The sequence below is a fragment of the Xenorhabdus budapestensis genome, from assembly GCF_017743015.1.
Classification (GTDB): Bacteria; Pseudomonadota; Gammaproteobacteria; order Enterobacterales; family Enterobacteriaceae; genus Xenorhabdus; species Xenorhabdus budapestensis.
On the sequence record NZ_CP072455.1, the window covers coordinates 1,364,715 to 1,380,486 of the forward strand.

Sequence of the window (15,772 nt, forward strand, 5' to 3'; positions counted from 1 at the left end):
TCCAAAACGCTTACCTTTGATTTAAAAGAGAATAAATTTTATAATTAGTTAAATATTGTGATATATATCACTAAATCACCGGGGAAAAAGGTACAAAAAAGCCCTCGCGGGGAGGGCTGGGGGAGGGCTGGGGGAGGGCTTTACGGCTTCCTCATGTAGAGGTTTAGCAAAAACATAATGACTGGCATTGCTATTGAAAATAGCAGTATGGTCAAAAACCATATCTTAAGGCCGCTGATTTTTGTTTCTACTTTTGAAACTTTCAATTCCACTTGTTCTTCGGTTGGCCTTTTGGAAACTTTGCTATCAATCTCTGCCACTTGGTCTGAGTTCGATTTCTTCTCTATAGATGAAGATATGTCACCCATCTTCTGTAGTATCAAAGCAACGTCGGTCTTTATTGTACCAACATAGCTTGTAACTGCTTTTAAATCAGACTTCATATCGTTCATGGTAGTTTTGATATGTTCAACATCTGACTCAAGTTTTGCTACTCGTGATTCCATATTTCCACCTCCTCCACCTCCATCATTACCACTCTTTAATGATGAATGATTTTCTGGATTATGTCTATCGGTTGGTGAGGCATTAGACATCAAATTTACTCCGCTAGAAAAAGAATAAACATTAGAGCGTTCGGGATTCATTTATTCTCTCCTTTGAGGATAACTCTAAAGCGAGCTTCCGTTTCATGAAGTATCTTACTTAGCTCGCTAGCACTAGTGATAGAAATTTTAATGGTATGAACACCGACACTCACCATTCTGACTAAAAGGTCAGCACGAAGAAATCCCGGAACATCTGCGGGGTCTGCATCATCATCATTTGCTGTTACAGGCACCTCCACTGGCAATTTATCAGGGGATTCTTTTAAGATTGTTGCTCCATCTTTATCAACGATATCTAATGAAATCAGATACTCTTTTGACTGTTTAAGTCCAACAAAGGCAGCAGCAACAGTCACCCTTGTATCAACAGGTAATTTTTCACACTGAAAGTTAAGAATAGGGCCTTCATTACCATTCGCATCTTTAGCTGCTGGGAAGATGAAAGCTATTTTTTCTTTACGTTCCATTTTGGTTCCTGTATCAAATAATCTGTTAAAAGATACTACATCACTCTTTCTGATGCTTGCTCGGGAATTATCCAAATTGTGATAGAGGCGAAAAATTAGACAGGAGGCCGCACCTCGCGGCCTATATTAAATTTTATGACGTAGTTAACATTTAGTATTGTTATTGTTTGCTAGATGTATATATTTTGTTAACTTGCTTTAATGCCTCGTTTCGCCATCATTTCGGCAAAAATTGCATTAAAATGAGTTGATCTTGCTTTCATTTCACGCAAAAATCGCTCTGCTTCTTCGGAAGGCAGGCTATCAAATAGCTCCAGCAATTCTGCTTGCTGTTTTGTCAGCTTTGATCCAGATTCGACATTCACAGAATTTAGAGATAAATCTGTGATACCAGAAACTGTACCATCTGAATTCAAAACAACGTGTTTAATTCCTATAAAATCTAGTATTGCCGCGATTTCCTTTAGAGACGGTTCCCGCCTTCCATTCAACCAATGACCTACTGCACCCCGTGTTACTCCGAGATGTTCAGCTAATTTATCGTATGTAATGCCTAAGACCTTCATTTGGTCTTTAGCCATGTCAAACCAGTTCATGTTCATATTTGAATTATACAAACCGTATCCGTTTTATCAATAAACATATTGTATCTTACTATTGCCTTATTGGGTACAATATGTATTATTTAAAAAGGAGGAACACGATGAACAAGATAAAAAAACTCAGATCTGATTTAGGGATTACCCGGAAAAGATTAGCTGAATGCGCAGGTTGTACTCCTGGTGCAATAGGGCATTACGAGAATGGGCGGCGTACCCCAAATATCACTGTGTGTAGAACGATAGTTTCAGCTTTTAGCGCGTTAGGTGCTGAATTCACACTTGATGATATTTTCCCCCCACCTAGGGAAGAGCATGTTTCCTGATTTTACCAGCGTAGCAATGCCCGATGTTTATCACCCGAGCGATGCGGAATGGATTCAAAAGATGCTTGCCGCGATGAACTCAACCACAAGGGAATACGCGAGGGATAAATACGCCTACGTCTACAAACTTCGGCGGGATGAAGATCCTGTGCCGCATCGACGGGATAACACCGGCGCCAGAGCTGCTAACACATGGCTCCGGTTGTTCTTCAAGAAAAATTACAGATCGATGAAGGGTTACACAGAACAGCCGATAGCCGTATCGGGTAATTGATTAAGCGTTAAAACTGGAGTTGTTAGGAGGTCTATTCATGTATCACTTTACTAGTACACCAATAGGGAAGAGAACCGAGGGGGTAAGGGGGAGCTGGAGAGTTCAGAAAGGTAAAGCACAGCCAAGTAAGAACACATGACTTAAATAGATCTCAGTAGGGAATACCTAAGTTAGATAAGTGCACTTAATGGGATATCAAAAATCGCCGTACTACCCAAGTGATACAAAAATAACAATTGAGGAAATCAACATGAGCACAGAGCTGAAAGAAAAATTAATCACCTTGCTGGAAGAGCAATTTCTCACTGTCGCCGACATGCAGAAATTTGAAGCGGTACTCACTGCAAAAATCCGTGAGCAAGGCTGGTTCCTGCAAAAGAATTTCACCGTAACCGGGTTGAGTGATGGCCGTAATGGGCGAGTGGATTACATGGTGACCACACGAACTGGTGAGAAATGCGCCATCGAGGCTGACAACCGATCACCGCGTAAACGTTCGCTGCTGAAATTAAGTGAGTTACCTGCGGGAATGTCCGGTTTTGTGCTGCTCAAGAATGGTAAGCAACCTTTGCGCTATAGCGTGAACGGCGTCGATGTGATCCGTGCCACCCAGTTCAGGGACTAGCAAACAGGCACTAGACAGAAAAGAGCTTTTCCTCTGGCAGTGGACATCATTCAAATGGGGGTATCAATGTTAAGTCAGAATGGGAATGTAAGAGGAAGCAAGAAACCGAACAGCGAAACTTTGAAAGGGATAGCTAATTCGGTTCTTGCAGTCGGTAATACAGATGCGGTTACCGACATAAAGTATCGCACGGTCACGCAGAAAAATAAACAGGGAGTGAAGCCATGCTGAATATTACGCCGAACTTTGCACAGGAACGTGCTTTAAATCTGCTGCGTCAGAACTGGAAGGGCTTTAATTCTTTCATGGTGTACGCCCCGACAGGCGCAGGCAAAACCGGGTTATCTGCCTTTATCACAAGTGGTTTTGTCTCAAAAGGGATGAAGGTCATGATGATCTGCCCATACCTTGTCTTGATAAATCAGACTGCCCAGCGCTTTATCGAGTACGGCTTGCCGGAGGATGAAATCGCGTATATCTGGCGTGATCACCCCAATCAAGACTCATCAAAGCTGATTCAGATTGCGTCGGCTGACACACTAATCCGCCGTGATTTTCCCGAAGACATTAATCTGCTGGTAATTGATGAAGCGCACCTGAAACGCAAAAAGATACTGGAAGAAATCACGCGGCTGACCTCAGAAACGGATTGTAAGGTGGTGGGATTGTCAGGTACACCGTTCTCGCCCTTCCTCGGTCACTACTATCAGAAGCTGATTAAACCCACCACGATGAAAGAACTGATTCAATGCGGGGATCTGAGTGCGTATGAGTTTTACGCCCCGACCAAGCCCGATTTAAGCAAGGTGAAGTCTGCCCGCAATGACGACTACGGCAGCGATTACAAGGAAGATGAAATAGCCGAAATCATGTGCGGGGCTGATTTGGTCGGTGACATCGTAAGTAGCTGGCTGAAATTGGGCGAAAACCAGCCCACGATTTGCTTTTGTGTCAATGTCAGTCACGCCAACTTTATCACTATCGAATTCAACCGTGCCGGGGTCAATGCTGAGGTGATGACAGCCAGCACCCCTCATGATGAACGGGATTTGATTATCCATCGGTTTGAGCAGGGTGCAACGAAAATTATCGTCAATGTGGGCGTACTCGTGGCGGGTTTTGACAGTGATGTCCGCTGCATTATCTATGCCCGGCCTACCAAGTCAGAGATCCGTTGGTTGCAATCAATCGGCAGATCACTACGTCCAGTCGATAACTTTTCAAAATTATATACCGAATACCTTTCCAAAAGAAGCGGCTTACTTGCAGACAGGGAAATCAAGGAGGTTGATCATGAAATTTAAAAAAGCCTTCTCATGGCGTTCTGATGATATGCCCGAAACCACTGAGGCCGTTGTGTATGTATCCAGATGCGGCTCGGTGGTTAAAGCTGGCAGTTATCGCCTTTGGAACAAAAAGAATCAGTCCTATTCAGTTCGGAAGGAGCGGATATACCGACAATCAACCAACAGAGGCAAGGATGCGAAATCAGAAAACACCCGTTACGGTAAATATCAGCATGTTTGCATTAGGGATCGTTCGTATCAGGTACATCGCTTGGTTGCATTGGCTTGGATACCGAACCCCGACAATAAACCTCAGGTTAATCATATCAATGGAATGAAGTCGGACAATCGTGTCGAAAATCTTGAGTGGGTCACTAATTTAGAAAACAGGCGTCACTCAGGAGAGAAGTTATTCAGAAATATACCTCATGGTGAGCAGGTAGGAACAGCCAAGTTAACTGCTAAAGACGTCATTGAAATAAGAGAAAGATTAAAAACTCCCTATAAGGGACTTTGCCGTGACTTAGCCGCTGAGTTTGGTGTTGTCGCATCAACTATTACATGGATTAAACAAGGTGAGGTCTGGAAACATGTTTAGAGTCTTATTCAAAACGGCCTGTAAAGATGATATCGAGCATGTACGCGACATCATCATGAACCTTCACCAAGAGAATGGTGACACTATTATTGTTTCTGACAATGACTTACCAGCAGACATTGTTATCAATGTACCCAGGGTTCAGAAGAAAGCAGCCATCATTCTTGATCACTCCGGTTCTGTCCACCGCCTCGGTTATCCCGACGATATCGAATATGACGAACTGCCCAGTAAAAACGACGGCATGAAAACCCGTGACAGTGACCGGGAACGGGAAAAGCGGGAAAAATTACCGAAAGAGTGCCCGTCTTGCCATTACATGAAACCTGCCGGTGTTTACATCTGCCCGAAGTGTGACTTTAAGCCGCTGGCGGGTGAGGATATTGAAGTAGACACCAGCCGCACCATTCAGAAACTCAGCAAGAAAGAGCGCATCTATACCCAGGCTGAAAAGCAAAGTTTCTACTCGCAGTTGAAGTACTACCAGAACCAGCGGGCGTCACAAGGGAAGATCCTCAGTGATGGCTGGGTAGGAAATACGTTTAAAGACAAGTTCGGCGTCTATCCGCGTGGGCTGCATGACACCCCACAGGAACTGACACCCGAAGTGAACAATTTCATCAAGCACAAACAAATTGCCTGGGCGAAATCCCGTAAGAAAACCGAACAGGTGCAGCCGTCCAGCAACAAACAACAGGAAATGCGCCTTGAAGTTGCCCGAGGCAAGGTGCGTGAAATTCGTAAGCAGTTAGATACACCGTTATATCAGGGAGAAGCACTGTGAACAGAATAAAAACGGCGGATGCCGTGATAGGCCGCTGGCCTGAAATCTTTGCTTACTACAAATTGCCGCCTGTGACAGGGAAAAATCACTTTAAAGGGAAGTGCCCGATATGCGGGCAGAAAGGCAAATTCCGCATTGATGACCGTGACGGGCGCGGAACATTCATCTGTACCTGCAATGCGGGGGATGGCTGGAAGTTACTCACCCTGACGCAGGGGAAAGACTACAAGACATTAGCGGACGCGATTGATCTGTTGCTGGGTATCCAGTCAGACAAGCGCAGCGTAGTGAAAAAAGAGACCAATATCACCAAATTCAGAAACAAAGTCACTGCCTGTTACCCTAATTTATCTCATCTGAAAGGCACGCAGGGGGAGGCCTATCTGCGCAGCCGGGGCATTCATGTTTTGCCTGCCGACAACGTGAAATATTGCCCTGACCAGCCTGTTTATCAGGGAAAACTGCAAGCCCTCTGGTCATTGGTCACGGATGCGAAAGGGACGCTGTGCTATCTGCACCGTACCTACCTTGACGGGGACAGGAAGGCGGATATCACCCCGCAGAAGAAACTGGATGCGACACAGGAGGACAGTTACCGCCTCCATGCTCAGTCACTGGCCATTCGCCTTTTTCCTGTCGATTCGACACTGGGGATTGCCGAGGGCATCGAGACCGCACTGTCCTGCAAACAGATTTACGGGGTGAATACCTGGTCAGTGGTGCATGCGGGGTTCATGGAGCGCTTTCTGGTTCCCAAGGGGGTTAAGCATTTAATCATCTTCGCAGATAACGACTGGAGCGCCACCGGGGAAGCGGCTGCATATATATGTGCCAATAAAAATTTACTGGCCAATAACGATATTGAAAAGGTGAGCGTCAGATACCCCGATCTGGGTGATTTTAACGACCTATTACAGCAAGGCTGTCAAGCCAGAGAAAGAGAATTTATAAAGAAACAGCGGGAGGTAGCATAATGCGTGATATTCAATTAGTCATGGAACGCTGGGGGGCGTGGGCGGCTGATAATAGCGATGGGGTATATTGGTCATCTATTGCGGCAGGCTTCAAAGGACTAATCCCGAACAGAATCAAATCCCGCCCTCAATGCTGTGAGGATGACGGAATAATTATTTCAAACTGTATGGCAAAGCTGAACCAGCAAAATAGCGAGGCGCATGATTTACTGTTTGATTATTACGTATTCGGTAAGACCTTTATGCAATTGGCGTATGATCATCACTGTTCTGATGGGCACATAGGGAAGAAACTACAGAAAGCCGAAGGTGTTATTGAAGGCATGTTAATGATGCTGGATGTCACATTGGAAATGGACAAATACGTCCAGATAGAGCCAGCTGATATTAACTCGCGCCAATTATGCAGTAATTTTTAAAATGACTTTACGTACGTAAAAATGGTGCTATTGTGATAAGAGTGATAGCAATGTCACACAGCTTATCGAATTAAAAAAGCCTCGCACTCGCGGGGTTTTTTATGCCATCAACATCAAGACTAGAAATGTATAATTGTTTGTAAGTGGCGTGATTCTGATTGATATCATTACAGAAGAGTAATATTAAATTATTAGTCTCAATATGATTGTTAATAAATACTATATGAATATAATTCAGATATATTTTATTGTGGTAAATTTGATTTCATAAGCACTAATTTTTAATGTTTTTATTTTATTTTTCTTTGGTATGGTGGTGTTGTAAGCAGCTTACTAATTAAATATGGTCCCATTGTTATTTTGGTTTTTGTATAAAAGATAATAATACCATTAACTAATGAGGGTACGGTAATGAGTGATATTAACCTGTCAATTGCCTTGGATTTGAAAGCACTCCAATATTCACCTAAGCTTACTGATTCAATTGATGATGCAGAAGAAAAAATAATTAGTAGTGAATATATTCATATGTTGGATTTAAGAGGAAAGTCTTTTAAAGATGATGGTGGAGGTCCTGCAGAGATTAACAATATTAAAATAGGTGATACTATTAATTGGCATCTGGCTGATTATTCAGCGTATAATTCTACACTATCTGCAATGATGATTAGTTATAAGGCGATGTCTAATAATGATGCCGAGCAATTTATTAGTTCCCCTAAAATAGTGAGAGCTAATCTTTTTAGACCGTATTATACAGAGAATCTTGATGTAGATTTCAGTATGGTTAATCTTTATTATTGGACTTCTAAAGTTTTAAGAATAAACGTTACTGTAAGTTACAAGGGACTAATTAGAATATATGAAGGAAATCAACCATTAGGATATTTATCTATTCAACGATCAATAAACCTAAGACCATGATTTTTTTAAAACTAATTAGTTTAGAATGTAGCTCATGTTTTAGTTAATTATTCCAAGCCTCGCACTCGTGGGGCTTTTTGCTATCTACCCGTAGTCAACTCAGCGTTGACAACTCATTCAAGGCTGCGCTCCGGCGTGGCCTTTGTGTGATGACTAAAATCCCCCTAAATAAGGGAGATTTCTAATTTAGCGTTGCTTGAATGTTTCATAACCACATTTTGAACACGAATACACATCCCTTTGGACGCCTAAATCGTGGAAGGTAGGATCGAGTTCCGTTCTATCAAGGCCATAGCTCATCATTCCACATTTAGGACATTTATCACCAGGTTTCGCCTGTATGTAGATTTCAAGTTCAGCAACACGTTGTTTTAGCTGCTCTACTTCATCGGGTACGGATTTGAGTCTTTTCCATAAGGGGATCGTATCTAACAGATTATTTAACTCGGAGAGTATTCCCATGAGTAACCTCGTGAATAAGACGATTTTAAAAGAAGATGGAATTACACTTTGTAAGCCATCGATTTATGAACTGAATATCATATCTGACGGTAGTGAAGGTAAGGAAATACAGGTGTCACATATGGGAAATAAAATAGTGACATTTAAATTATCTACAGAGCAATGCTTATCTTTTTCCGAAATATTATCCAGATAAAACTATCTGATATCATAACTAACTCAATAGGTTAGGGAATACCTAACAATTGATCCCAAGGCTGCGCATGGCGTAGCTTTTTTGTTGAGTATCTGCGCAACCTTGAAATTATGACTGTATAAAAGAACACTTAGAAACCTAAAAGGCATTGTATAGAATAAAGCTACATAATTTACCGATGGAGTTAATTCTAAATGTCAGAAGAAACAGGTCATGTAACATTTTTTGAGGTGAAAAAGCTGGGCTTTTATCCATGCAATAACTCAGAGGAACTTCAAGGACCTTCTGCTGAGGATATGTTTAATAATTTAGTTACATGGGTAAATAGTAATATTTTTGAGAATACCCTTCCGGTAACCGATGATAACCGTTTACGCAAGAAAGTATATTGTCGTAGTGTTTATAAATGCCCCCAGACAGGAGATTATTTCTTTGTATTCTGGAAATCAGAAGAAGATGGCAATGGGAATATACAAGGAGTAGAGTCCGATGCTAGCGTTACAGAATCAGCTGATAATGTAATTATGCTTTCTTCTGAGAGGAGGAATGGAAAAAAATACATTTGGGGGAAACCATGTTATTACTGGTTTATCCCGAAATTGAATAAATTTGCATCAATAAAATTTCCTCACTCAAGTACGGATACTTATTTATTTGTAAGGTACGTAAGAGATTATGTTAATTTCAGAATGGATTATACCGGAAGAAAACTTACTGATATCCAAAAGAAAAATAGTTTAGGTAAACCCTTTTCTTATCAGACGGCGACATTTGAAAGTGAAGATGGAAAAAATAGAGTCAACTTCCTATTTGAATGCCAGCAGTTTATGAAAAATGCCGGAAGAGAGGGTGTTAAGCTGCTAAAAGATAGCATCACACATTTAGTAATAAGGGATACGATAGGAGCAGTGGTATCAGATAAGAGAGCTTGGTGGGCAAAATTACCGGATTGTCTGCCGGGCTATCAGAATGAAAAGCCGAAACAACGAGGCGAAAAACAAATAGAATTAATGATAGAAGATAAGCCTTCGGATGCTCAAATTGATGAGTTATTCGATTATTATGATGAAGGTTATTCAGTTGGCTCTAATTGGAATAATATTGGTTTTAAGCTAAATGGAAAACATAGCCCTACTAAATGGTTAGATGAATATGTTTTACGGGAAACCATCTTGGCTTCATACTCTGTGGCAGATAAAAAGCATATATCGGCATCTATGCTTGCTAACATAATTAGCACTAAAAGAAATAATTTGCTTACAGGGCTTGTAGCTGAACGAGCGGATGATATCAATGATGATGAGGACAACAGAATTACGGCGATATAGCGATAGGAGGATAAAATGAGTGTTTGGAAGTTCTTATCGCAGCTTCTATTGATGGCTATATGCGCATTATTAGCATATATGGCTTTATCTCATGTCAGGTACAGCAATGTAACTGATGCTATCTCTGTTCTTCAAAATATATCAGCAGTTGTTTTTGCTATAGGTGGAGTCTGGATAGGGTATTTATACCCTAATGCCATCGCTGGATTAATGAAGAGTGAAAAGGTAGATTTTTTTACCAGTAAAAACGATGCTAAGAGAGTCGAGGGGATGATTTTTATCATCATTGTATCTGCTCTTGTATTAGTTGGTATAACCTTATTCTACCTGATGGTTATTTTATTAAAAGACAGTGGATTTTATAGAGAACACTATTTTCTAATTAAATTTCTAGGGCTGTCTTTTGTTTTATATCTAATATTTACACAAATATTATGTATATTTTTAGTAATACTCAAAAATATATCATTTATCAATAGATTGCATAATTTTCTTAATGAAAAAGAATTAGACAATAAACTCTAACTAAAAAGGTTGAAAATAACTGTTCAGCCTTTTTCATATCTGCCACCGCAATCACTCCAGAACTTCAGTATCTTCTATTGCGGCTGGCACCCTACTCACTACAACTCACCGGGGTAACCCTCGTTCACCCCACGGACGCCCATTGCTCAATGGGGTGGAATATGAAGATGAAAGAAAATCCTGATTTGTGGGCCGAACTGCTGAACGGCCTTAAAAACTCGTGGCCGCAGATATCCGGCTCTGCTTTAGCCATCGTCATTTGCTATGGGCGTCTGGTGTATGACGGCGTAGACCGTAAAAACAAATGGATAGAAGGCATTCTGTGCGGGGCGTTGTCATGGGGGATTTCGAGCGGCTTAGAGCTGTTCGGTATACCCAGTAATGCCGCCCCTTTTGTCGGTGGGCTGGTGGGCTTTATTGGCGTTGAGAAGATACGCGAGTTTGCTATCCGCACCATCAATAAACGGTTGGGAGATAAACAGTGACCAGAGGCATTCGTAATAACAACCCCGGCAATATTGATCACAACCCTGCCAATAAATGGCAAGGTCAGTTGCCTCATGATGAAAAGATTGAAAAGCGGTTCTGTCGTTTCGAGTCACCAGAGTATGGCATTCGGGCACTGATGAAGCTGCTGTGCAATTACCATAAAGGCGGACACAACAGCGTCTCTAAAATCATCAACCGCTATGCCCCAAACTCGGAAAACAACACCACTGCCTATATTAACAGTGTTGCTAAGACACTCAATGTTGACCAGTTTGAGAAAATTACACTCGATAAATCCACGCTGATTGCACTGACCAGATCAATCATTCAGCACGAGAACGGCAAGCAACCGTATGCCGATGAAATATTCGAAAAAGCATTCAACTTACTCTGAGTTATGAGCCTCTGAAATCGGAGGCTCCTCCACATATGCGTACTGACGTGCGCGCAACCCAATCATGAGTTTATAGAAATATGCATACAATTACAGTCCCTTTTTATAACGATGAACTTTATGTTGTGGAATACAACAATGAACCTTATGTGCCAATGAGACCTATTGTCGAAGGTATGGGAATGGATTGGGCTTCACAATACACCAAAATAAAACAAAGATTTAATACCTGTGTTGTGAATATCACAATGCAGCTTCCCGGAGATAAACAGCATAGAGATGATGAGGTTTTGATTTGATATGAAACTCAACAGCCAATACTTCACTCTTGGTGCGATGGTGATTGTCTCTGGCCTGCTCTGGTTCTACTACAGTGAATATCAGGACAAGGCTGAAGAATACGCCAGGTTAAAGCGACAGTATGATGCGCAGATCCTCGCGATAAATAAGCAGCAAGAACGCATCAAGCAACTCGCAGAACTGGACAAGACTCACACTCAGGAACTCGCCCATGCCAAGACTGAAATTAACACTCTTCGGGCTGATGTTGCCGCTGGTCGTCGCAAGCTGCGCATCAAGGCCACCTGTCCTGTGCCTGAAACCACTTCCTCCGGCGACGTGGTCAATGGAACCCCCGTCGAACTCACTGGAGAAACTGGATCAACTGTTCTCGATATCCGAGAAGGCATCATCAACGACCGGGCAAAACTGAAATATTTGCAGGATTACGTTAATACCGAGTGTCAATTTCAAACAGGTAGGGTTAGGGTTGAGAGGTAACTCTGTGTGATACTTAACAAAAATTGCTAATCTTAATAGACAGGCTAAATATTTATAGAGAGGATTATCTTATGTATTCGTTATCAATGATAAATCCTATGAACAGAGATTATAAACAATATCAATTAGATGTAACGGATGATATTCAAGCATGTCTAGAAAGTCTTGAGTGTCAGCCAATTCTATTTATTGGTTCAGGCCTGACAAGAAGGTACGCGAACGGACCAGATTGGGAGAGTTTGCTTAAAAATTTAATGGAGCAATGCCCAGAAATTAAGCGTCCATTCGCGTATTACACACAAAAAAATGAGTCACTAATAGACATTGGAACTATCCTATCAGATGCTTATAGGGATTGGGCTTGGGCAGAAGGGAAGTCTAATTTTCCTGAAGAATTATTCAGTGAACGTTATGATGGAGATATATACCTGAAGTATAAAATAGCCGATTTTTTTAATCATCTAGAAATAATTGATGGAAATGAGTTTGCTGATGAAATAAAATCATTAAAATCCATTCATCCACACTCCATTGTAACAACTAATTACGACAATATAGTTGATAGAATTTTTCCTGACCATGAAATTATAGTTGGACAAAAAATAATAAGGTTGGTTAATAGTAGCACTGGAGAAATATTTAAAATACATGGCTCTTGTAATGAGCCAGCATCAATTGTTATCAATAGAAATGATTACGATGATTTTTTGAGTAAGAAAAAATACCTTAGCGCTAAATTATTAACTTTTTTTGCTGAACATCCTTTGATATTTATTGGTTATAGTATTGAGGATGAAAATATAAAAGGTATTTTATCTGATATAGATGAAATCCTATCGGAAGAGGGGGAGTTGATTCCTAACATCTATATACTAAATAGAGATAAAGAAATAGATGAAAACTCTTATCCTGCCAGAGAAGCGATGATTAATATTGATAATAATAAGCATGTAAGAATAAAAAGAATAGTATCTAATAATTTTAAATGGGTGTTTGAAGCCTTTGCTGCTCATCCAGCAATGGATAATGTTAATCCTAAGGTATTGAGAGCATTATTAGCAAGAAACTATAAGTTGATTAACTCTGACATACCCATGAATACAGTTTCTATTGATTATACTAGATTGACTGAGTTAGCTTTAGATGATGGTAAGTTAGAAAGAGTTTATGGAATTACCGATGGCGATGCGTTAGATTTATTTAATGCTAATTATTGTTTTACAATGACGTCTTTAGCTGAGTCCCTTGGATATCGTAATTGGAATTACGTAAATCAATTAATACAAAAAATCAAAGAGGCTACAGGGAAAGATATAAAGGAAACAGATAATATATATCATCAAAAGGTAAGAACAGGCCGGGCAAGCTTTACTCGTAAATATTCAAGAGAAGCATTAAGGTTATTAGAATTAGCTAGAGATAATAAACCTTTTGATGTTCATTTTGACTAAATAAACCACTCACTCCTCACCAGTTCAAATATTTCAGGGCTGCAGGAGTATGTTATAACACAGTGTCAGTGAGCCTCTGAGTGATCAGGGGCTTGATAGAGGTTTGTGTAAGTTTTGGGCTGATGTGGTCTCGCCAAAATAAGGCGCTATATCAACCGAACCAGTTTTTTATGCTGAATAGAGAGGTAAATATGCTTGAGCACCAGATACCACCACATAAGCGTCCCCCTGGATTAATGTTAAGTGCAGGACTAAGGGAAGAAAGAAAAGCCAAGATGCTACTGGGTATTGTAAAACTAAAACGATACCACGGACTCAACAATGAAGAATGGGAGCAGGTTATGAAAATGGCTTGCGAATTATTGAAGTAAGGAATCATTGGGTTGATCCGGGGAATGAATCTACGTATTTGATAGTAAAGTCCGGGAATGCGTTGACGAACTGAATCTTGTAATCAGGTGATGCAGTCACCATTCGCCATTTGCCCGGAGAATTCGCGGAGCTGGTGACAACTTTGACTTTCAGATCGGGGAATGAGTTAACAACCTTCACCTTATAGTCTGCACCGGAATTGACCACTTTGATGTTTCCGTAAATTTTAGCAACATCAACTTTGGTTTTAGCGTAAGCACCAAACGGAAGTAATAATGCGGCGACTAACAGGACTGCTAATTTTTTCATATGAACTCCTGTGCTTGGCAAATTCATCATTTCGATAATAGGACTGTTTAATTCAGTTTATCCGATATGCTGGAGAGTACAAATGGCTACACTGAATGATCTTATCAACCAATTAGCAAAGATACGAAAGCAAATCCCCTTTGCAACGGCTCAGGCGCTTACCGAAGTCGCACGTAAGATAGAAAAAGCCCAGAAAGTGGCATTCGAACGCAAGCTGGAAAGCCCGACCCCTTTCACGGTTAAAGCGGTCAGAAGCAAAGGCGCACGTAAGAACGATCTAACCGCAAAAGTTTTCGTATTGCCAACGGCTGCTAGTTATCTGGAACCGTTTGAGGTTGGTGGTGTTCATAAACTGAATGGCGCTGCTTTACTCAACCCCAAGAACGTCAAACTGAACAAGTATGGCAACTTACCCCGCAACAAGCTGAAACAGCTGAAAGGCAAAGACGATACCTTCATTGGTGAAGTCTCAACGCGATACGGAAGTGATGTTAATGGCGTATGGCAGCGTAAGAAAGCCAAGAAGGTGAAAAAGAACAAGCAGCGGTTAAAACGCTCACCTAATGGAACACGCAGACCGAGAGAGAAACAAAGCCCCCCAGAATTGCTTATTCGGTTCGGTGATGCGCTACCTGTTGAGCCTGTACTCGGCTATCAGGAACGGGCGCAACAAATGGCTCAATCGCTGATGCCTGCTGCTATCAGTCAGGCACTGGATGAGGCGATACGGACAGCTAAATAAAAACTGGGACCGTGGTCCCGCCTGAACAAGAAGAGAGATCATGAAATATGAACTAATCCCAACTGTAATACTGCCTACATCGGCAGAGGTTGGAAATATCATCAATCAATTGAAATCAGAATTCAGTAAAATCGAGGCTAATACAATTTCGGCTGGTCAGGACATTAGCACCGTTATGGAGAAGTTAATTCTGAAACGAGCACGCGGTTCTGAAAAATATCCGGTCACCTGGATTATCCAACTGGGTGAAAAGGATGTTTTATTCAGCCGAGTAGTAAACGGGTGCATTGATGAAGGTTATGCACCCGTTAACAGACAAAAGGCTAATGTTTATGCGTCAGCTATTCTGAATGATCTTGAACCACCAAGACATCTTCAGAAGTCCGATAAACCGACTGTGCAAACTCAATCTGAATAAGATTATCACCTCGCGGTTTTACCCTGTAGAAGTCCAGCCCACCAAATGAAACACGGGTGTCGCGAGGCAAATCTTTAATCTGGTCTAATAGTTCCCAAAGTTCGATTGTGTGGCTATAGATAACCTCTTTACTCGGCATTCATTCACTCCTGTTTATGTAATGGAAAAAGAGAATATACAGCCATTAGCGGGATAAAAAATCGACATGGGCGACAACCAGCACCTACAGTACCTAAAGGGGTGATATGAAAAAGACTCAAATGCAAATCATGCAAGAAGCTATCAATAAGCTGAACGCTATGAGCGATGATGACTTCTTGTCTGCTCTTATTAAAGCAGGAGTTGCCGACGCTGGCGATGCAGCGCCTTCTATCGACGAAAGTGAAGGAGGCAAAAGAGGGCGGTAACGCGAGGTAACAGAG

The 15,772-nt window shown here is 41.3% G+C and carries 25 protein-coding genes and 1 pseudogene; 21 read left to right on the plus strand and 5 right to left on the minus strand.

Annotation, left to right across the window (positions count from 1 at the left end; genetic code table 11):
- Positions 1-140: 140 nt before the first annotated feature.
- The 3 genes from HGO23_RS06505 to HGO23_RS06515 all read right to left on the minus strand — a co-directional run bounded on the left by HGO23_RS06505 (position 141) and on the right by HGO23_RS06515 (position 1,656).
- Positions 141-647 carry a hypothetical protein gene (locus HGO23_RS06505; protein ID WP_209028352.1) on the minus strand — a complete coding sequence of 169 codons (507 nt, stop codon included), beginning with the start codon at positions 645-647 and terminating at the stop codon, positions 141-143.
- Positions 644-1,075 carry a hypothetical protein gene (locus tag HGO23_RS06510; RefSeq protein ID WP_209028353.1) on the minus strand — a complete coding sequence of 144 codons (432 nt, stop codon included), beginning with the start codon at positions 1,073-1,075 and terminating at the stop codon, positions 644-646. The genes HGO23_RS06505 and HGO23_RS06510 overlap by 4 nt, the downstream gene beginning before the upstream one ends.
- A gap of 188 nt (positions 1,076-1,263) precedes the next feature.
- Complete coding sequence (locus tag HGO23_RS06515) at positions 1,264-1,656, minus strand: helix-turn-helix domain-containing protein (protein WP_244967909.1); 393 nt, start codon at positions 1,654-1,656, stop codon at positions 1,264-1,266.
- Between the two features lie 122 nt (positions 1,657-1,778).
- On the opposite strand from HGO23_RS06515, the gene HGO23_RS06520 reads away from it, so the two are divergent.
- From HGO23_RS06520 to HGO23_RS06565, 10 genes and pseudogenes are all read left to right on the plus strand, one after another.
- A complete protein-coding gene (locus tag HGO23_RS06520) occupies positions 1,779-2,000 on the plus strand; it encodes a helix-turn-helix transcriptional regulator (RefSeq protein WP_209028354.1) in 222 nt (73 codons plus the stop codon).
- Entirely contained in the window at positions 1,990-2,274 is a 285-nt protein-coding gene (locus HGO23_RS06525; RefSeq protein WP_099137275.1) for a hypothetical protein, read from the plus strand. Before HGO23_RS06520 ends, HGO23_RS06525 begins: the two co-directional genes overlap by 11 nt.
- Positions 2,275-2,524: 250 nt before the next feature.
- Positions 2,525-2,899 carry a hypothetical protein gene (locus HGO23_RS06530; RefSeq protein WP_209028355.1) on the plus strand — a complete coding sequence of 125 codons (375 nt, stop codon included), beginning with the start codon at positions 2,525-2,527 and terminating at the stop codon, positions 2,897-2,899.
- 66 nt (positions 2,900-2,965) lie between these two features.
- Complete coding sequence (locus HGO23_RS06535) at positions 2,966-3,130, plus strand: hypothetical protein (RefSeq protein ID WP_209028356.1); 165 nt, start codon at positions 2,966-2,968, stop codon at positions 3,128-3,130.
- Positions 3,124-4,104, plus strand: a pseudogene (locus HGO23_RS06540) (DEAD/DEAH box helicase); the annotation flags it as partial. The gene HGO23_RS06535 and the pseudogene HGO23_RS06540, both read left to right, overlap by 7 nt.
- Positions 4,105-4,192: 88 nt before the next feature.
- A complete protein-coding gene (locus HGO23_RS06545) occupies positions 4,193-4,783 on the plus strand; it encodes an HNH endonuclease signature motif containing protein (protein ID WP_099137273.1) in 591 nt (196 codons plus the stop codon).
- Positions 4,776-5,567, plus strand: a complete 792-nt coding sequence (locus HGO23_RS06550) for an eL43 family ribosomal protein (RefSeq protein WP_209028357.1) — start codon at positions 4,776-4,778, stop codon at positions 5,565-5,567. Before HGO23_RS06545 ends, HGO23_RS06550 begins: the two co-directional genes overlap by 8 nt.
- Positions 5,564-6,541, plus strand: coding sequence for a DUF7146 domain-containing protein (locus HGO23_RS06555; protein WP_209028358.1), 978 nt, complete (start codon positions 5,564-5,566; stop codon positions 6,539-6,541). Before HGO23_RS06550 ends, HGO23_RS06555 begins: the two co-directional genes overlap by 4 nt.
- Complete coding sequence (locus HGO23_RS06560) at positions 6,541-6,960, plus strand: antiterminator Q family protein (protein WP_209028359.1); 420 nt, start codon at positions 6,541-6,543, stop codon at positions 6,958-6,960. The genes HGO23_RS06555 and HGO23_RS06560 overlap by 1 nt, the downstream gene beginning before the upstream one ends.
- 411 nt (positions 6,961-7,371) lie before the next feature.
- The gene (locus tag HGO23_RS06565) at positions 7,372-7,884 is read left to right on the plus strand and encodes an AidA/PixA family protein (protein WP_209028360.1); all 513 of its coding nucleotides are present in this window, start codon (positions 7,372-7,374) and stop codon (positions 7,882-7,884) included.
- 186 nt (positions 7,885-8,070) lie between these two features.
- Here HGO23_RS06565 and HGO23_RS06570 read toward each other — a convergent pair whose 3' ends face one another.
- Positions 8,071-8,346, minus strand: a complete 276-nt coding sequence (locus HGO23_RS06570; protein ID WP_209028361.1) for a zinc ribbon domain-containing protein — start codon at positions 8,344-8,346, stop codon at positions 8,071-8,073.
- 390 nt (positions 8,347-8,736) lie between these two features.
- Between HGO23_RS06570 and HGO23_RS06575 the strand changes: the two genes are divergently transcribed.
- The 8 genes from HGO23_RS06575 to HGO23_RS06610 all read left to right on the plus strand — a co-directional run bounded on the left by HGO23_RS06575 (position 8,737) and on the right by HGO23_RS06610 (position 13,880).
- Positions 8,737-9,870 (plus strand): hypothetical protein, encoded by a 1,134-nt coding sequence (locus tag HGO23_RS06575; RefSeq protein WP_209028362.1) that lies wholly within the window; start codon positions 8,737-8,739, stop codon positions 9,868-9,870.
- Between the two features lie 15 nt (positions 9,871-9,885).
- Entirely contained in the window at positions 9,886-10,395 is a 510-nt protein-coding gene (locus tag HGO23_RS06580) for a hypothetical protein (protein WP_209028363.1), read from the plus strand.
- A 161-nt stretch (positions 10,396-10,556) separates the two neighbouring features.
- Complete coding sequence (locus HGO23_RS06585; RefSeq protein WP_244590026.1) at positions 10,557-10,880, plus strand: phage holin, lambda family; 324 nt, start codon at positions 10,557-10,559, stop codon at positions 10,878-10,880.
- Positions 10,877-11,278 carry a structural protein gene (locus tag HGO23_RS06590; RefSeq protein ID WP_209028364.1) on the plus strand — a complete coding sequence of 134 codons (402 nt, stop codon included), beginning with the start codon at positions 10,877-10,879 and terminating at the stop codon, positions 11,276-11,278. The genes HGO23_RS06585 and HGO23_RS06590 overlap by 4 nt, the downstream gene beginning before the upstream one ends.
- Before the next feature lie 80 nt (positions 11,279-11,358).
- Positions 11,359-11,577 (plus strand): phage antirepressor N-terminal domain-containing protein, encoded by a 219-nt coding sequence (locus HGO23_RS06595; RefSeq protein ID WP_244590034.1) that lies wholly within the window; start codon positions 11,359-11,361, stop codon positions 11,575-11,577.
- A gap of 1 nt (position 11,578) precedes the next feature.
- Positions 11,579-12,058 carry a lysis protein gene (locus HGO23_RS06600; RefSeq protein WP_209028365.1) on the plus strand — a complete coding sequence of 160 codons (480 nt, stop codon included), beginning with the start codon at positions 11,579-11,581 and terminating at the stop codon, positions 12,056-12,058.
- A 98-nt stretch (positions 12,059-12,156) separates the two neighbouring features.
- Positions 12,157-13,509: an SIR2 family protein gene (locus HGO23_RS06605; protein ID WP_209028366.1), complete on the plus strand. Its 1,353-nt coding sequence runs from the start codon at positions 12,157-12,159 to the stop codon at positions 13,507-13,509.
- A 122-nt stretch (positions 13,510-13,631) separates the two neighbouring features.
- Positions 13,632-13,880, plus strand: a complete 249-nt coding sequence (locus HGO23_RS06610; protein ID WP_209028367.1) for a hypothetical protein — start codon at positions 13,632-13,634, stop codon at positions 13,878-13,880.
- A 4-nt stretch (positions 13,881-13,884) separates the two neighbouring features.
- Here the strand turns inward: HGO23_RS06610 and HGO23_RS06615 are convergent, their stop codons facing one another.
- A complete protein-coding gene (locus HGO23_RS06615; RefSeq protein WP_209028310.1) occupies positions 13,885-14,190 on the minus strand; it encodes a 7(1) septoil knot domain-containing protein in 306 nt (101 codons plus the stop codon).
- 82 nt (positions 14,191-14,272) lie between these two features.
- Between HGO23_RS06615 and HGO23_RS06620 the strand changes: the two genes are divergently transcribed.
- The 3 genes from HGO23_RS06620 (at position 14,273) to HGO23_RS06630 (ending at position 15,757) form a co-directional block, all read left to right on the plus strand.
- Complete coding sequence (locus HGO23_RS06620; protein ID WP_209026919.1) at positions 14,273-14,932, plus strand: hypothetical protein; 660 nt, start codon at positions 14,273-14,275, stop codon at positions 14,930-14,932.
- Between the two features lie 40 nt (positions 14,933-14,972).
- A complete protein-coding gene (locus tag HGO23_RS06625) occupies positions 14,973-15,350 on the plus strand; it encodes a hypothetical protein (RefSeq protein ID WP_209028309.1) in 378 nt (125 codons plus the stop codon).
- 245 nt (positions 15,351-15,595) lie between these two features.
- On the plus strand, positions 15,596-15,757 hold the full coding sequence (locus tag HGO23_RS06630) for a hypothetical protein (RefSeq protein WP_209026921.1): 162 nt from the start codon (positions 15,596-15,598) through the stop codon (positions 15,755-15,757).
- The last annotated feature ends 15 nt before the right edge of the window (positions 15,758-15,772 follow it).

Excerpts from the sequence above, each read along its gene's own strand:
- HGO23_RS06620 (WP_209026919.1), top strand. The coding sequence starts at position 14,273 with ATGGCTACACTGAATGATCTTATCAACCAATTAGCAAAGATACGAAAG.
- HGO23_RS06580 (WP_209028363.1), top strand. The coding sequence starts at position 9,886 with ATGAGTGTTTGGAAGTTCTTATCGCAGCTTCTATTGATGGCTATATGC.
- HGO23_RS06545 (WP_099137273.1), top strand. The coding sequence starts at position 4,193 with ATGAAATTTAAAAAAGCCTTCTCATGGCGTTCTGATGATATGCCCGAA.
- HGO23_RS06585 (WP_244590026.1), top strand. The coding sequence starts at position 10,557 with ATGAAGATGAAAGAAAATCCTGATTTGTGGGCCGAACTGCTGAACGGC.
- HGO23_RS06535 (WP_209028356.1), top strand. The coding sequence starts at position 2,966 with ATGTTAAGTCAGAATGGGAATGTAAGAGGAAGCAAGAAACCGAACAGC.
- HGO23_RS06515 (WP_244967909.1), bottom strand. The coding sequence starts at position 1,656 with ATGGCTAAAGACCAAATGAAGGTCTTAGGCATTACATACGATAAATTA.
- HGO23_RS06565 (WP_209028360.1), top strand. The coding sequence starts at position 7,372 with ATGAGTGATATTAACCTGTCAATTGCCTTGGATTTGAAAGCACTCCAA.
- HGO23_RS06560 (WP_209028359.1), top strand. The coding sequence starts at position 6,541 with ATGCGTGATATTCAATTAGTCATGGAACGCTGGGGGGCGTGGGCGGCT.
- HGO23_RS06510 (WP_209028353.1), bottom strand. The coding sequence starts at position 1,075 with ATGGAACGTAAAGAAAAAATAGCTTTCATCTTCCCAGCAGCTAAAGAT.
- HGO23_RS06520 (WP_209028354.1), top strand. The coding sequence starts at position 1,779 with ATGAACAAGATAAAAAAACTCAGATCTGATTTAGGGATTACCCGGAAA.
- HGO23_RS06615 (WP_209028310.1), bottom strand. The coding sequence starts at position 14,190 with ATGAAAAAATTAGCAGTCCTGTTAGTCGCCGCATTATTACTTCCGTTT.
- HGO23_RS06600 (WP_209028365.1), top strand. The coding sequence starts at position 11,579 with ATGAAACTCAACAGCCAATACTTCACTCTTGGTGCGATGGTGATTGTC.
- HGO23_RS06525 (WP_099137275.1), top strand. The coding sequence starts at position 1,990 with ATGTTTCCTGATTTTACCAGCGTAGCAATGCCCGATGTTTATCACCCG.
- HGO23_RS06530 (WP_209028355.1), top strand. The coding sequence starts at position 2,525 with ATGAGCACAGAGCTGAAAGAAAAATTAATCACCTTGCTGGAAGAGCAA.
- HGO23_RS06570 (WP_209028361.1), bottom strand. The coding sequence starts at position 8,346 with ATGGGAATACTCTCCGAGTTAAATAATCTGTTAGATACGATCCCCTTA.
- HGO23_RS06630 (WP_209026921.1), top strand. The coding sequence starts at position 15,596 with ATGAAAAAGACTCAAATGCAAATCATGCAAGAAGCTATCAATAAGCTG.
- HGO23_RS06605 (WP_209028366.1), top strand. The coding sequence starts at position 12,157 with ATGAACAGAGATTATAAACAATATCAATTAGATGTAACGGATGATATT.
- HGO23_RS06595 (WP_244590034.1), top strand. The coding sequence starts at position 11,359 with ATGCATACAATTACAGTCCCTTTTTATAACGATGAACTTTATGTTGTG.
- HGO23_RS06575 (WP_209028362.1), top strand. The coding sequence starts at position 8,737 with ATGTCAGAAGAAACAGGTCATGTAACATTTTTTGAGGTGAAAAAGCTG.
- HGO23_RS06610 (WP_209028367.1), top strand. The coding sequence starts at position 13,632 with ATGTGGTCTCGCCAAAATAAGGCGCTATATCAACCGAACCAGTTTTTT.
- HGO23_RS06625 (WP_209028309.1), top strand. The coding sequence starts at position 14,973 with ATGAAATATGAACTAATCCCAACTGTAATACTGCCTACATCGGCAGAG.
- HGO23_RS06550 (WP_209028357.1), top strand. The coding sequence starts at position 4,776 with ATGTTTAGAGTCTTATTCAAAACGGCCTGTAAAGATGATATCGAGCAT.
- HGO23_RS06505 (WP_209028352.1), bottom strand. The coding sequence starts at position 647 with ATGAATCCCGAACGCTCTAATGTTTATTCTTTTTCTAGCGGAGTAAAT.